This is a genomic window from Enterobacter sp. CPE_E863, from assembly GCF_046521465.1.
GTDB classification, from domain to species: domain Bacteria; phylum Pseudomonadota; class Gammaproteobacteria; order Enterobacterales; family Enterobacteriaceae; genus Enterobacter; species Enterobacter adelaidei.
In genome coordinates, this window is sequence record NZ_JBKFZX010000004.1 from 87,498 (window position 1) to 103,182 (window position 15,685).

The 15,685-nt window shown below is 50.9% G+C and carries 14 protein-coding genes and 1 pseudogene; 2 read left to right on the plus strand and 13 right to left on the minus strand.

Features of this window, described 5'->3' with window-relative positions:
• Positions 1–66: 66 nt before the first annotated feature.
• The 12 genes and pseudogenes from ACLHV8_RS25865 to ACLHV8_RS25920 form a co-directional block, all read right to left on the minus strand.
• A complete protein-coding gene (locus ACLHV8_RS25865; protein WP_000793769.1) occupies positions 67–567 on the minus strand; it encodes a hypothetical protein in 501 nt (166 codons plus the stop codon).
• Positions 568–657: 90 nt separating this feature from the next.
• Entirely contained in the window at positions 658–1,197 is a 540-nt protein-coding gene (locus ACLHV8_RS25870) for a hypothetical protein (protein WP_000018872.1), read from the minus strand.
• Positions 1,198–1,461: 264 nt separating this feature from the next.
• Positions 1,462–1,797: a hypothetical protein gene (locus ACLHV8_RS25875; protein WP_001071288.1), complete on the minus strand. Its 336-nt coding sequence runs from the start codon at positions 1,795–1,797 to the stop codon at positions 1,462–1,464.
• A 61-nt stretch (positions 1,798–1,858) separates the two neighbouring features.
• Complete coding sequence (locus ACLHV8_RS25880) at positions 1,859–3,655, minus strand: VWA domain-containing protein (RefSeq protein ID WP_000039318.1); 1,797 nt, start codon at positions 3,653–3,655, stop codon at positions 1,859–1,861.
• A gap of 84 nt (positions 3,656–3,739) precedes the next feature.
• On the minus strand, positions 3,740–5,017 hold the full coding sequence (locus ACLHV8_RS25885) for a DUF3150 domain-containing protein (RefSeq protein WP_000170086.1): 1,278 nt from the start codon (positions 5,015–5,017) through the stop codon (positions 3,740–3,742).
• A 199-nt stretch (positions 5,018–5,216) separates the two neighbouring features.
• Positions 5,217–6,227, minus strand: a complete 1,011-nt coding sequence (locus ACLHV8_RS25890) for a YqaJ viral recombinase family protein (RefSeq protein ID WP_000706865.1) — start codon at positions 6,225–6,227, stop codon at positions 5,217–5,219.
• 463 nt (positions 6,228–6,690) lie between these two features.
• A pseudogene (gene bet, locus ACLHV8_RS25895) lies at positions 6,691–7,279 on the minus strand (phage recombination protein Bet); the annotation flags it as partial.
• A 94-nt stretch (positions 7,280–7,373) separates the two neighbouring features.
• Complete coding sequence (ssb, locus tag ACLHV8_RS25900) at positions 7,374–7,904, minus strand: single-stranded DNA-binding protein (RefSeq protein WP_000987165.1); 531 nt, start codon at positions 7,902–7,904, stop codon at positions 7,374–7,376.
• 60 nt (positions 7,905–7,964) lie between these two features.
• Positions 7,965–8,873: a hypothetical protein gene (locus ACLHV8_RS25905; protein ID WP_000739139.1), complete on the minus strand. Its 909-nt coding sequence runs from the start codon at positions 8,871–8,873 to the stop codon at positions 7,965–7,967.
• A gap of 10 nt (positions 8,874–8,883) precedes the next feature.
• Entirely contained in the window at positions 8,884–9,852 is a 969-nt protein-coding gene (locus ACLHV8_RS25910; RefSeq protein WP_000085162.1) for an AAA family ATPase, read from the minus strand.
• Positions 9,853–10,071: 219 nt separating this feature from the next.
• Entirely contained in the window at positions 10,072–10,257 is a 186-nt protein-coding gene (locus ACLHV8_RS25915; protein ID WP_001186917.1) for a hypothetical protein, read from the minus strand.
• 303 nt (positions 10,258–10,560) lie between these two features.
• Positions 10,561–10,881 carry a hypothetical protein gene (locus tag ACLHV8_RS25920; protein WP_000547566.1) on the minus strand — a complete coding sequence of 107 codons (321 nt, stop codon included), beginning with the start codon at positions 10,879–10,881 and terminating at the stop codon, positions 10,561–10,563.
• Positions 10,882–11,174: 293 nt separating this feature from the next.
• On the opposite strand from ACLHV8_RS25920, the gene ACLHV8_RS25925 reads away from it, so the two are divergent.
• Both ACLHV8_RS25925 and ACLHV8_RS25930 read left to right on the plus strand, forming a co-directional pair.
• Positions 11,175–11,816, plus strand: a complete 642-nt coding sequence (locus ACLHV8_RS25925) for a hypothetical protein (protein WP_000796664.1) — start codon at positions 11,175–11,177, stop codon at positions 11,814–11,816.
• 122 nt (positions 11,817–11,938) lie between these two features.
• On the plus strand, positions 11,939–12,799 hold the full coding sequence (locus ACLHV8_RS25930) for a hypothetical protein (RefSeq protein WP_000709517.1): 861 nt from the start codon (positions 11,939–11,941) through the stop codon (positions 12,797–12,799).
• Between the two features lie 38 nt (positions 12,800–12,837).
• On the opposite strand, the gene traN is transcribed toward ACLHV8_RS25930, so the two are convergent.
• A complete protein-coding gene (traN, locus tag ACLHV8_RS25935) occupies positions 12,838–15,636 on the minus strand; it encodes a conjugal transfer mating pair stabilization protein TraN (protein WP_001256487.1) in 2,799 nt (932 codons plus the stop codon).
• Positions 15,637–15,685 lie beyond the last annotated feature (49 nt).

Genomic DNA, 15,685 nt, shown 5'->3' on the forward strand with positions numbered 1-15,685 from the left:
TCCATCATAGATGGGGCGCACCATGCTCCCATCAGGGGCCGGTTCGCCCCTGGTTAGGGATTAAGATCAAGCGTTATCTGCATACCACCAGCTAAGGCGATTGCAATCACGAAAGAAGGTTGCTTCATCAGGAGCCTTCATCATGACCACATCACCTTCGCAGTAGGTGCATAGCTCAAGCGTTGCTTCATTTTTCCAAAAGGCACTGCACCCCGATTCTTGATACACAACCTCCCATTTGGGATGTCGCAAGTACCGATGGAAGAAATCGAGAGTGTCACCATAAGGGAAGTTGAAGCGCTCCATCACTGAACCATTTTCTGTCAGTTCAGGTTTAACCTTGCCGGTTTTCAAGCGCTTCTTGATGATGCGCTGAACCCAACGAAGTCGTGCAAACAGCCGATTGGTGTCTTTCTCGTACCACTGGGGATTACGCTTGCTCCAGTAGAGCTTGGCGAAGATTTCCCCGGACAAATCCTTCATCTGGTTTTCGTTGAGCTCATCAAGAAAACGTCGAGAAGGTTTGTCGTAGTCAAGAACTGCTTCCAAAGCTGATAGGTTTTTCATAGGGACTCCTTATTGCGATTGCGGAGCCCCGTCCCCTCAGGGCTATCGGAGCCCCATAGGGTTAATTAGGGTTAATGGTTGAACGGCGATTTATCGAGGGTTGGTGAATCGAATGGCTTTACCAACGAAATCGGCCATCAGTCGATTCCCAGTAGAGCTGAAATAGCTCTGCCACTCTTTCCAACCACCAACGGATTCCACCGAGCTTGGAGACTCGAAGATACCCCAGATACGCATTTCACAACCTCGTTGCAACACTCGGTTTACCTGGTCAACCAAGTATTCCTTGTTCTGCAATGAAGAGAGGTTGCAAGGCATCTGCATGATCAGCTTTTCAGCTTGCTCGAAGTCGATTTTTTCAATCAACCCCGTGCGGGTATCCACAGAGAATGGAACCACCTGTTGACCGTGGTTAGACCACAACCAATGGGTGATATAGATCGGATTAACGCCAACTTCCGCTGGCACCAATACGCTGCCGCAAGACCGCAACAGCCAGACCAGACGTAAACCATCGAATCGATCCAGAGACTCCACATCGGTAGTGATGTCATCCTGGTAGATTTCAGGCAGCTTATGTTCGGCGGCGAGAGAGATCATTACGGATTTGAGATTGTTCAGATGAGACATGTGTGCTCCTTAAAGTAACTTGGGCACACAGAGCCTGTCAGGCGCAGTGCGCCCTTAGGCTGAGGTTGAATGCTGTTTGTTTTTGGCGACCAGCTATCGCACGTTTCGCCCTCAGAGAGGACAAAATTCACTTTCTCAGCAACCCTCAATGAAGGCCTCTGAGAAAGTGGGAGGGTATTCCCTCCTCACTTTGATTGTTCCACGAGAGCTGTGTGAACAGGAACGCTCAAACTGCCCTTTTCGGGTGCAAAGCTCAAAGACGCATCAACTGCCCCGTCTTTTCAGTTCTTCGACCAGATGTTCAGGCACCTTACTCGCAGTACAGGCCAGCAATACATCGAGGCCTACCGGCTTGTGAAAGCGCTTATTTGACCAGGAATCGCCAACTGATGACTTTGCCCAGTCGATTGCTTGCCCAAGACTGTGGAACTGCCGCCTGCCTGTGTATCCCATACGACTATCCAAAGTAACACCCTGGAACAGTCTCCAGTACATCGGAGGAATGCGCTTAGCAAGCAGTAAAAAAGGCGTCTCCGGCACTGTAGCCCTTCTACCTTTGTTCCGATGATACAAATCCAAAGATGAATGGAATTGGTTCATAGACTCTCCAAATAAAAACGGCCACCCCCGAAGGGATAGCCGTTTGTCGTTTCACTTCCTGTTAAGCTGCAAAAGCAGTCAATGACCGCTCCATCAACTTAAACAGTGTGCGTTGCAGAGCTGCCGCATCATCAATGACAATGTTCTTTTGGAACAGTCCTGACACTGCGGTAGTCTCTACCCCTATGCCGATCACCTCAACATCGCTTCGTTCACAGAGGTCAATCACTGAGCGACATGCCGGGGCGCTTTGAGGCTGCCCGTCAGTCACTACGATCAACATTTTTCGCTCTTCACGGGTCTTGGTGAGTTCAAAAGCTGCATACCACATAGCTTCCGCCATAGGCGTACCGCCAGTTGCTTTGAACCCAAACCGACCGGCCCGATTCTGAACCGTATCTCCATGCTTCACGACACTGAACACTGGCTGGTTCCGGTTGCCACCAAAAAAGGTGACTGCCGGGTTTACGCCGGGTATTGCTTCCAGAGCCATCGAAATAGCCAAGGACGCTTCCCGCGCAATGTCTTGACGCTCCTTTCCATTGGCGGCCTTGTAGGCCATCGAGGAGCTCATATCAACCAGGATGTGAACCGCCGTATTAGGGCGTTTCTTGGCTTCCGGCTTGAGGAATACGCGGGTATCACCCGTCACTACACGATGTAGTTTCCGAGCATCCACACGCTTCCCTGATCGTTGGTTACGGTGAGCAACTCGCTGGCTGGCCTGGACCAATCCGTAGAGCTGCGTTCTTATCTTTGAAGTGGTGCTCTTCACATCCCCTACCAGGCTTTTGCCAACAGCAGGGTTGTCCTGGGTGTTCACAGCAGAGCGAACAGTCATATAGCTACTGTCCCCCTTATCTTGAGCCACCCGGTTGAGCTCGGCTTTAAGTGCATCATGCGCGTCACCACGCAAATCACCGGCACCGGCATTCAGAACCTGCTGGAGCATTTTGGCCGCGTCTTGTTTCGCCGCGTCAGAATTGCCACCAGCCTGGCTTTGTCCTGCCTTGCTGCCACCATCAGTATCCGACTTGCCTTGGTCGCCCTGTCCTTTCGGATCAGATTTCCCGTTAGCATCGTCTTGCTTCTGGTCTTTACCTTGCTGATCACCACCATTGGCATCAGGCCCTTGGTTTTGATCGTTACCACTTCCGCCCTGACTGTTCTGAGGTTGGTTGCCACCAGCATTCTGCTGGTTGTTACCATCCTGACCATTCAGGGGCTTTTGCTCTTCTTTCTCCTTTTCCTCCTCGATCATCTTGATGATTTGGTCGGCCAAGGATGTCACCTCTGCGGTTGACTTAGTGTTCACAGCCTTACGCAGTAAAGCGTTCAGCCGAACAACAACACCCTGAGGGAACACGCGCTCGAATACGGGGGTAGCCGAATCGAGATAGGGTTGAAGGACGGATTGCCCTACAGCCTTGGTTTGCAACCAGTACAAACAAAACCCTGTCAGAATGGAGGCAGGGGCCTCTTTGTCTGTGACGTGCTCGTAATGACCAGCTTGAGCCATATAGCGAGCAACCTCATTCAGGGTCTGCGACGTACCGGGGAAGAGTTCCATCATGGCCCGTTCTATGCGGCAGTCCTCCAAAACGTTGGACAACTCAGCATGAAGACCTCTGCGGCGCTCAACACCAAAGTCCGTAAACCGGACATGGGCTGCTTCATGGGCCAAATACCCCCAGACAGCATCCATGTGAGGATAGTCGTCGGGGATATTCGGAACCACGATGGTCTTACCATCGGTGTATGCGTCATCGTTACCGATGGCGACTTTGACACCGAGTTTTTCACCATAGGCTGCGGCCACGATTGGTAGAGCGCTGTAAATGGTGCGTTTTTTGGACATATCTTTTCTCCTGGTAGGGAAGGAGATAGTCCACCCCTGGAGGGAATGGCTATCCCCTCCGGGTCGGTTTAGTTGAAGTGACTATTAGAAGAAATAGTCGCCATCGTCGTCAGTTTTAGGCAGCTCCTGGTTGAGAGGCTCCTCTGTCGGCTCCTCTTGGACAGGCTCTTGCTCTACCGGAGTTTCCTCAGGCAAAACCGGCTCATCCTCAACATCAACGCGCTCTTCTCGAACCACATCACCGGCATTGGATTCATCTTCCGATTCACCCTCGCCTCGTTCTGCAAAACTCTTGAAGAAGTTGTCGATGTCTTCATCCAGGTCAACAGCGTTACCACCGCTGTTAGTCTGTTCTGATTGAACAGATTCAGTACCACCTACCTGTTGCTGCTTGGTTTCGCCACCCTCTGTTGCAGGGATAAGCTCACCGGCTTTATCGCTTTTCTGTTCGGCCTTTTCATCTTTAGAACGGTCCCCCATCTGGGCTCCCGAACCGCCAATGTCATTAGCCATGCCCTCTACAGTAATCGAGCCATTGGCATACTGCTCGATGCGGTCCCTCTCGCTCATGATCAGCACTGCGGCCACGACCTGATAAAAGAAAGGCGCAACGATGTTTCGGCCATCGGCATGTTGCTCGTATCCCCGGAGGGTTTGGTCGAGCAGCTTGACCAGAGGGTTAAAAGCGCTGTTCAGGAAGCTAAGCCCATCCACCTTGTCGCGGATGTTACGGAGTGTCTGCCGAGTAGTGACCGCACATTGGTCTCGACCGGCCAAACGTTCCATATAGAACTTATTCGCTTCCTGAACCACTTCGGAGATGAGATCGTCACCCAAGCGCTCAACCTTGCGGTTAAGGCGTTTGGCGTTGGCCTCATCTTCGTTCACAGGCTGGATCATGAACACCTGGTACTCAAAGCCAATCCGCTCCTCGACCGTTTCCTTTGGAAGGGCTCCGGCACGGATAGCTCGTTCATACTCAGGGTTCTCCTGACACCATTCATCCACGGCTTTGTTGTAACCTTTGATGAAATCCTGTTTCAGTTGGTTAAACTGAAAGTTTATGTCATTCAGCTTGTTACAGATTTCATCGGTCTTGCTGACGGGTACGGCAAATCCGTTCATGAACGGCATACCGAATTTCAGCAGGAGGCGACGAGTTTCTGTTTTCAGGCGATGAAAGCCTTTCAGCTTAGCCGGATCACAGATCTTCTTACTTCCCAGTTGAGCTACTTTCTCAGGTGGAATTTCACCACCCTCGCCCAGCTTGAGATCAGATGCAGACAAACGGGTTTGTCCACTCCAGATGTCAAAGTCTACGTGGATAACACAGAGGCTTTGTAGATGGTTCACTTTAGTCATGATGCACTCCAAAAAGTTGGGGGCGCACCACGTCCCGAACCGGGCGGATGCGCCCGGTTGGGCTAGTAAATTAACGTTAATTTGCTGTTTGTTTTTGGCGACCAGCTATCGCACTTTTCGCTCTCCGAAGAGAACAAAATCTTGCTTTCCGTTGGAGACTCCCAGAATCCCCAAGGGAAAGCGGGGGAAAATCCCCCACTCACCAGTAGAACGTCTCTACTTCTTCCGGCAAATCATCAAGAGGAGCAAGCACGTCCTCATCAACAATGTACCGTGGCTTCACAGAGCCAGTAACCGTTACACGGCACCGCTCTGATGACTTCTCTCTGTACTGGTCAACATCCTCAGGCTTCACGCCTGACGCCTTATCAGCCAACAGCTTTTTGTAGTCTACCCGGCCAGCCGCTTTGTATCTCGTTACCATCACACCGCAGTAGTCGGCATGGAAGTATTCCCCCATGAGGGACTTCATGGTGTCGAGATGAGGCTTTTGCCTTTCTTGAAGCTCAGACAGTCGCTGTTTCAGCTCCTGAATCTCAGCATCATAGAGGCGGTATTCCTCAGCAGCAGCAATCCAACGGTTGACCTCTTCACCTTGCGGTATGTACAGGTCTCTCTCTGGATCTTTGTCGGGCTCCTTCTTGTCTACTACCTGTTGCCAGAACTTTTTAGCCTCGGCCAAGATTTCTTGAATCATGGCTTCGTCTCGGAGTATTGGAAACTCCTGAATCTGACCTTCAAAGTAGAAGACTAACCAGCCTTGCTTGGCCCCCGTTACCAGGAGCTGGTGTTGCACCTGCGGGTAATAAAGCTGGTATGCCTTGCTGTTTGCTTTCTCAGCACAAACATCTTCCCAGACAGTCGCACTCGGGCTTTTCAGCTCGACGGGCTCCCCGTTATCTCTCAGGCCATCCAGGGAGGCCCTCATGAGCGGGTATTGAACCGATTCGACACAGGCGGGGAGCAGCATGTCATCATACTTCTCCTCGAAAGCGCGTCTTGCAGCATCTTCGTTTTCTATCCCCCGGCGAACCAGCGGATTAAGACTCAGATCGACTTCACGCGCATACCCAGTCTTCTCGGCCCACAGTCTCCATCGTGTTTTGTACGGAGACCGATTGAGCAGGATAGCGGCGTCAGTGGCTGTTACACCTTGACGCCGCCAATCAAGCCAATCTTCCTCTCGTTGCGATAGGTTGACTATTTTCATGGACCTCTCTCCAATGGTTAGGAGGGAGATCTCCCCCAGCGGGGGAGTCCCCCCCGTTGGGGTTAGTAGTAACTGCCTTCCGCGCCCTCCTCTTCTGTAACAGGGATCATGTCCTCGTCACTCAAAGGCGGCATTTCTTCGGCACCAGGTTCAGCATTTGCAGAACCACCAGCGGCGGACTCTTGCTCGTGCGCTTCCTGGTAGTCAGGTTTCGGAGGCTCCATTTGATCCATCTCCTTGTCACGAAGGAATTGAGTCGCATATTGCAGTTCCGAACCTTCATACCGTCCCTTCACATACTCATGCGCCGCAGACCATGCGTTTTCAGCAATGGCGCGATTTGCGAGTTTGGTTAGGATCGGGTCAAGCTCTTTGTGCTCAATAGCCAAAGGCTCTTGGCTTTGAACTTGAGATGGTGAAGGGAGATTGGCAATAGCCGGGTTAATGGCCGATGCCTGCTCCATTTCACGGATGCGTTCAGCTTCATCCTGGTCATAAATACCAGAGAAACCAAATGCGACACGAGAACACTGGATCAGCGACTTGTGCCGGAGTTGACGCTTGGTGTGCGTTTGCCAGGGGCCATCAACAGTGTAAGCACCATTGCGACCTTGACCCTGAAACGGTTCACGGTACACCTCATCAATGAACTCCTTGATGCGGATAGGGCGAGATCTGTCCTTACGGTAAATCACGCATTCAATCCACTCAGGGCAGTCAACTTTCGCCCCCTGCATTCTGACCATCTTGTCCGAATACACGAACTCGACGCCATCATACTGGGGATGCTCGTTGATGATGCGGCTCCAACCATCAACACCTACTACCGGAATGATCCCATTTTGCTTGTCAGGAAACGCATAGATTTCCCGAGTGAAAGGGTTCAAACCGTACTGTTCAGCCACGATCAGGAGCGTCATCATCTGCTCATCGGTCGGGGCACTTCCATCTCGCTGCTTGAATGCGGTCGCCTTCAAAGTTTCATAGAACTTTCGGGTGTCCACGCCAAACCGGCTTGCGATACGGGTTACAAGAGATTTGTTATCAGACATGGTGTTTCTCCAATTCACGAATGAACGGTTTGAGGACACCATGACCCCCTCGGGGCATGAGTGCCCCCGTGGGGTTTAGTAAGAGTTGGCGGTGTTACCCGCCAGCCAAGTGGTGCAGCCGCATGAACGGGATGTCATCATCCCAGCCATCAGGAGCGGGACCATAGCCTCCGCCCATACCACCTTGCGGTGCTGATTGCTGCACAGGAGCAGATTGCGTACCGGCTCCTGTACGTTGCCCTTTTTGGGGCGCTGCACGTTGAGAGTTGTCCTGAGGTGCATTTCCACGACCACCAAGCATCTGCATTTCAACGCAGTGTACTTCGGTGGTGTAGCGCTCGATTTGTTGGCTGTCAGTCCACTTCCGGGTGCGGTTGCTCCCTTCGAGATAGACTTGGGAGCCCTTTTTCAGGTACTCACCAGCGACTTCTGCCAAACGACCTTTAAGCACAATACGGTGCCACTCAGTATGCTCTCTTTGCTCGCCAGACTGCTTATCGCGCCACGTATCCGTTGTTGCAACGTTGAAGTTGGCAACGGCAGTTCCGCTTGGCATGTAGCGAATTTCCGGGTCAGAACCGAGATTACCGACCAGAATTACTTTGTTGACGCCTTTAGACATCATGACCTCCAAGTTATTTGGAGAGGGCCAACGCCCCTTTCGGGGAGCAAGCCCCCGTAAGGGTTAAAAAAAGTGATCCTCTTGTTCGGCGTCGATCTCTGCCAGGCGAATCAGCTCAGATACAAGGCCAAGCCTTTCTGCATCTGCTCTTACTTCGTCGTAGCTGAAACCAAACCGTTCAATGAGGGGTTTTAGTGAATCAAAACGCTCGTAGTCGAAGGTATCACCCTGTTCATCACAGAATGCCACCAGCGGCTTCTCTACGTTTGAAAAGTCATCCGCGAAACGCTGTTGCAGGTAAACCAACATCAGCAGGGGTTTGTGACCATGTTCCGGGCGGAGTTCACCAGCGCCTTCCAGCGTAGCTGGATGGATAGTGTTTTCGCCTAGTCCAGTGCTAACCCCAAGCTCATAACCGCTGTCAGTACGCATCAGCACACTGGGTAGCAAGTCATTTGAGCCTTCGCTCCGAGCAACCTCAAAGCCGATTAAACCGGCTCCTTTGGCAAAAACCCCAGCAACAAAACCTTTGAAGAGGTTTATGTCACCTGGAGGTAACTCAGAGGGCGGAGATAACAGCCAGTTGAGAGATCCCAAGCTGGCTGTTTGTCCGGCTGAAACATTCCCCCCTTCCAGCACCGTCTGTGTCTCTGCGTTTACCAGCACCTCATCCAGAAAGGTGTACCCCTGGCTGAGAAACTGTGACACATACTGGCTTTCTTTGTCCTTGTAGGACATTGGGATCGTGTCTGGGCCGTTAGCTTCAAAAGGTCCTTCGAGCTTTGTCTCAGACCAATTTTCAGCTTTCCCATCAGTGACGGTTCGGCGTAGCTCGACCATCGTGAATTGGCCTGGCTCCGAGGAGCTGGGCTCCCGGAGCAACTTGTAGCCAATGAAGACTTCTATTGTGGTTTCGTCATTGCCCCACTCTTTAGCAGTGTAACGACGGCACAAACAGTCATTTTTCTTCATGCGTCACCCCTTAGCGCCATTGGTCCCCGAACACATCCTTCGCAACACGCAGGATGGCTTCACGCTCCTCTTTGGCCGCACGGATAAGCAGAGCTTGATCCAGGGCGTATTCAAGAGCATTTGGGGCACCACGGAACGCTAGAGACAGTTTCGCCCAACGCACCAACGTCCGAGTGGACATGGTGACGCTGATCTGACCATCTTCACCGTTTTCGCCAAGAAACAGTTTGCGGACCTGATTAGCAATCCGAACCATTCCCTTCCGCACATTTTCCGGAAGTTTCGGAGTAACACGGCCAAGAATGCTGAGTTCAGCTTCCTCATCCGCATACCCTACTTTGGTGAAACGATAGCGATCCATAGCTGCGAGGTTCTGCATCATCACCCCCTGGTACAAACCAGAAGCATCACCGGACCCCGTAGAGTTACCAGTAACGACCACACGAAACATCGGGTGCGGCTTGATGATTTCCCCGCCATTCTGAGCGATCACAAGGGGACGCCCTTCAAGGACATCGTTGAGACCAGCCAGCTCGGCAGGGTCGGCCAAATCCACCTCGTTGATGAGGAGCAGATGACCTTCACGCATAGCGACTGCCAGAGGTCCATACATGAACTTCATGACAGGTGGTTGACCAGGCTTTTCCGCGACCAGAGCGTGATGTCCAATCAGATCTGTCAGCTCCATCCGCCCGTGGGCAGTGATTTGCTGAACAGGCCAGTTGAGACGACCAGCGATCTCGGTGATACCTGAGGTTTTGCCAGACCCGGTAGGGCCGGTTACGAACAATGCGTCACCGCCAGGCTCTTTGAGATAGGCCAAGACCTCTCGCAGAAACTCTTTGCGGAAAACGTAGTTGGTATCAGTGGCAGGGATGAAAGGGTTTGAACCGTCAGCGTAGCCGATGGCCGTTACCTTCTCCGGAATGCTGGGCATACCGAAAACCTTGCTTACTGAGAATTGAGAGTATTGAGACATAGGTGCGCTCCTATTGTGACAGGCGCACCACGTCCCGAACCGGGCGGATGCGCCCGGTTGGGCTAGTAAATTAACGTTAATTTGCTGTTTGTTTTTGGCGACCAGCTATCGCACTTTTCGCTCTCCGAAGAGAACAAAATCTGCTTACTGATGGTATTCACCATGAGTAAGAAGACTTTTAAGGAGCGAGGAGAGTAGCCTCTCCTGGAGGCCACTCCCTCAATGGACGAACATCACCACATCGTCGTTTTGACCAATGACCCCGGTTTCTTTGGCCCACTTCACTGCTTCACTGTGCGCCTGGTAGGAGCTGGAATACAGTTTCGGATCAAATTTCACCTCGCGTCCATCAGCCAGATAGATGATGCCTGCGTGATCGTCGTAAACATGAAGATTCTGTTGCATTCGACATTCCCCCTGTAGCTTGTCGTCAAAGCCAACTGACACCAGAAGACTTTGAGGACAAGCCACAGAGGCTTGACCAGAAAGAGAGGGGTTGCCCCCTCCCTTTGCGTTGACTATCAGCAGTAACCGAACGATTCAGCGATTCTCACGAAAGGACGAGAGATTGCCCAACCAGTAGGGATACACAAAGCGATGATAGCGATTTCCATGATGTTGCTCCTAAGCAAAAAGGGGCAACATCCCCGTCGGGGTATGGTTGCCCCGATGGGTTTGAAAGTGTCGAAGATTACTCAGCGACAGTTATTACCAAACAAGTTCCTTGCCCTTACGAAGGTAAGTCGGGATTTCGAGATAATCCCAGTCAGGTTCTTGTTTAGCGACTTCTTGAACTTGAGTTACCTCAGGTTCAACGACTGCTTTGGCTTGTTCAGCCTTGGCAGCACGTTCTTTGATGACGGCCTGTACAGACCGCATTGCAGGAACTGCGAATTTGTTCCAAAGGAACAAACCGATACGCTGGAACACTTTAGCGAGAACGATGAAGGAAAAAGCAAATGCCTTCGCGCCTACGTACAGTGCGCCCAGAGATGCAAGCAGAACTACAATGAAAGTGATGATGTGCATGGTGTTGCTCCTATGTAAAAAAACAGGGGCAACACCCGAAAACCGGGAGAAGCCCCCGGCTTGGGGTTAAGTAATGCCATACGGCATAAGACTAGATGCTGTTTGTTTTCGGAGACCAGCTATCTCACCTATAGCCGCAGAGCGACTAAGATGATTCAAATATAGCTCACCTTTGCTAAACAGAAAACGCTGTAACTGTCCATTTTGGGCACTTCGAGAGGTCAGGTTACAGATTGACCGCATTTATCCTTTCCAGTGCGTTTATCTGTACCTCAAATTTAGGAGTATCTCTAATGGCAGAAGCACAAGTAGCACTGGACACAAACAACGACCGCAGCAACCACTACTCTCGCCCTGTTTTCAAGCAAGTTCTGAAAGTAAACAGCCTCCAAGCTCAGCGCGTCATGGAACGCAGCTTTGAGCGAGTTTCCAACTCCCTGTTCTCCATCGACGTGATCCTTCGCATCATCGGTGAGCAGGACGAAATCGACCAGGTTGAAACCGTCATCCTGGAACACATTTCCAAGGTCTCCGAAGACCTGGACAAAGCTACCGCCCAGCTCAACAAGCTGATGGAAGACAACGGCATCGACATGATGCCCGGCTACACCAACCCGAATGAATACACCATCGAGATCAACTCTCCTCAGGTTGCTCAGTTTGCACACCTGATCCGCAAACTGGATACCCTGATGGGGATCGTTGACACTCTCTGGCTGAACACCGTACTGACCAGCAAGCAGCGCACCGACGCCACTTACCAATGGCAGCAACGCCTCATCAAGCTGGCCGGTCGAATCATCGGCATCGAGAAACGGGCTCGCATTTCCGCCCACAGCAAAGGCAAAGAAGGTGAAGTGGCCGAAGCCGCTCCGGAATCTGCAACCGGCGACAAGGAAATCGCAGACGAAGCCGAGAAAACAAAAGCAGCATAACCCAGCCCAAACCTTTGCCCCTCGCCCGAGGGGCTTTTTTTTGTCTTTTATGGTTGCATTTTTTGATGCTGTGATATTATCGAAGTAAATCAGATTCAACTCAGGTAAGAACGGAGAACAACATGAAAAAGGCTTTAATCACCACCGTGGCTCTGGCTGTAGCAGCTCTATCTGGCTGTGCATCCACCAGCAGTTACGAACCCACAGCGTACAAAACCAATCACAGTCGCGCTTACAACATCGCGGAGGCCGGTGGCCTGGTAACAGGCATCCAAGACGCTTCTGTTCCGCGTGACAAGCTGGAGCGTCTGACCGACACCAAAACGTTTGGGGCAGCCTACGTGCTGTCTGGCTACATGTCCCCTCAGCTCGGAATGACCGACTGGCAAGGTGGCTTGGTCAACCTTGCGAACTGGGCTATCGGCCCCAAACAGCATGGCGCTCGCAATAGCTTGATCGCTTGGATGCCTGCTAACGAAGCAGTTTCACCGGCAGACGCTCAGGCCAAATTTCTTTCACATGTGAAAGTTTCCATTGAGTCAGCGCTGACTGATTTGGGTGCCAATTTCACGCTTCTGTATGACAAAGATGGTCGCCTAACCTATCAGTTCTACAAGAATGAATGGGGTTGCCCGACGTGGGTGAACGGACAAAGTAAGGTAGCTGACATGTGTTCCGTTAAGGTGAAAATCGTGGAGCCTCGCCTAGGGTCAGCTCCTAATTTTGTCTCTGGCGTTCAAGGTACAGCGTATGCCTTCACATCAGGCCATGAGACCGCATACAACTTTGTGAATGTCGGTAATGGGGCAGCAAGCCATGCTCCTCAGCAAGCGATCTACGCAGCTATTAGCAAACAGCTACCAGCTTGGGCCTACCTCTACCTTGCTCCAAAATCGGTTGAGCTGGATAATGGCGAAAAAGTTGCTTTCCCTTACCTTCTTGATCAGGGAAAAGCAGAGTTATTTGTTTACCCAGAAGCGTAATCAATCTACATGAGAAAGGGGCCGAAAGGCCCCTTTTTTTATCCACCACCACCAGTTGGCGCGCCTGTTTGAGGGTCTATGCTGTTTGTCGCCTCTTTTCGCTTCGCGTCAATATCAATCCCTTCCAACCGCTCCAACGCCCTTTCCTGAGCATTCTTCCGCGTCCCGTCAATATTGAAGTCATTCCCTGCTCCAGTCAGCGAGTCGAGATTTATTGAGGCCGGATCAGGGAATTTACCGTTCTGCTGTAATATCCCAAGCCACTCATCCAAATTAATTTTGCTCCAATCAATTTCGGCAATTTTATCTAGTGGAATCCCTTCACACTGAGGATTTTTGGGGTCTCCAAAGTTCTGCCCCAATTGAGGGCGAACCTGTTCTTGTATAATACGAGAGAGCGGAGAATTGAAGCAGCAATACGCTTCTCTTTTTTCAATACAAGCGCCCAACACCTTAGATTTACAATAAGAGCCTACATAGGTGCAATTCTTGAGCGCTCTTTTGGCGTTCATAGTGAACTCTTCTTCCTCGCACTTATAAATCATCTGGATCATCACCATCGCAACGACATAGACGGTATATATCGTCATGGCAGTGCTAAGCCATGTTGTCGCAGTCTCCATCATTGCTTCGGCAGCTTGTTCAGATGCTGCGGCAGCCGCCTGCTCTGTTGCTGCATCTTGGCCTGCTGATTTCATGACATCCATCATCACTTCTTTGACTTGCTCTTTGAGCTGGTCAATGAGTTGATCAACAAACTGCTCTACAGGCTGGAAGAACGAATCAACAGCACCTGAAACGTTCTCTATATAACTTGTGAACGGTTTTGTGACTTCTGTCCACCCTTGAAGGGCAGGTTCCCTAAGTACCTGATAAGCACCTTTAAGCGCATTACCATCAGTCAGCCCCATCACTGCGCCATCGAGCTTTGGAACGGCCATTATTAGGTTCAGATAATCGGCAAGAGATATATTGGTTGGCTTTTCACAGCAATCAGAAACTCCCCCAACAGCTATCTTGCATTCGCCAGCTTCCCCTGCAAAAGCAGAGCAAATAACGTTTTCATCCCCGGTAGGATTGTCATCCCCATCTTGGCCTGTGCAGCTCATATCCTGCGTCATGAATTGGGCTGCATTGAGCAACGCAGTAGCGCGAGCAAAATCAGTGCTTTGTGTTTTGGTCAAATCAAGGCAGTCATCTCCCATGCAGCGTATAGGCCCACCGCACTGGTACTCAGTTTCCTTTTCCAAGGTCGGAACAGAAACATCTGTACCACAGTCATAAGTATCCTCGTGGACGTAGCACGTACCAGAACTTCCCTGAGCACCATCAACACATTTGGAACTGATGAAGCCGCACTGAGGGTTTTCTTCATATTTCTGACAGCTATCGAGATTCCCGCCCGTGTTTACCGGACAGTGCGTTTCACCTTGAGGGTCTGTCCAGCAGTCCATTTGCCCCTTATAAAAGTCATAGTCAGCTTTAACTCGAACCTTTTTGCATAGTTTTGGAATACCAGGCAAAGGTGACGGCTTGAGTTGAGATTCGCAAACTTTGATCCCATTGATGACTGTGCAGCCCGTAGCATCAGTCGGGTCATCTATACATGTGATCTCGCCTTCCGCAAAACCATCTACAACCCCTTTGGCTGAATCCATGCAGCTCTGTGGAGCCCACTCATCCTTGGTAATGGCTTTTGATGGGTCATAGCGTAGCTTTATGCGGCCAAAACCCTCACCTGCGCCAGTTACTGAAACGCGGATCTTAAACGTAACAACATCACCATCTTTCACATTCTTGAAATAGGGAGTGACATCAATATTAGGGTTTCGCTCCCAACTTGTTGACAATTCACATCGGCCAGCCGTTTCTGGAGGGAAATTGCCGTCAGGGCCGGACCATACTTTAGTTTCCTGACCTGATTTACCAACCCAAACTTGCATGTAGTCATCCCACTTGGCGTACTCAAGAGTTGCAGACACTATGGCGTCTGGATTACTGACTTGGACCCGCGTGTATTCCTCATAAATCGAACAGTTGCCACTCCAGTAGTCGTTACCAACTCGGCCAATCCACAACTCAGTACAGCCTTCTCCACAAGATTTGAGGTTATATGGACCATCATAGTGCTTCACCACAGAGGCATCGTAGTCATGGACAACCTCACAGTCCGCGCTTTGATCTACAACACGCTGACACCGTTCATACTCTGGAATGTGGGCGTTGATAGTATTCTGATTGATGGTTGTTTCGGCAGAACAATCCCCAAAGCCACCTGCGATGAGGTCCATATCCTCATAGGTCTTTTTGCTTAGATTTAGTACAGGGTCATTACTGAAATCAGGGCGTGATCGATTAGAGGCATCGAGAAGAACCTTGTATGCCGCACCAGAGATTGATGGATTAGCACTATTGGCATCACTCCACAGCGACCCTTTTGCATTATTCCCCACGCTGTCCATGTCATCGCCAGAGTCGTAAATGCCTTGCAGACCGCCCACATCAGGTTTATTGGCATCAGGGAAGTAATAACTATCAGGTTTATTGTTGGTCCCGCTCGTTCCGGGGAATAGATCATTGACATTAATCTGACTCCCCCCGTTCATTTGGAATTGACCGTCTTTCAACGTCGGCATAGAGATTGTGCCATCTTGCACAGTCCCCGAGCTCGACTTGAATGAGTTTGAGAGGTTTTGTCCGAAAGCCTGGGCCTCTTTACCCACCGCTGTGATGTCCTGGTCTTGGCTACCGTTAGCGTAGGAATGTATCGGCAGCGCAGACATGGTTACTGTCAACAGCGAGGCCACAGCTTTCATAAAGTAATTATGACTTCGCATTGTGTTCTCCATTTCAACCTTCCCATGCTATCTGAGAAGACAAGGGCCA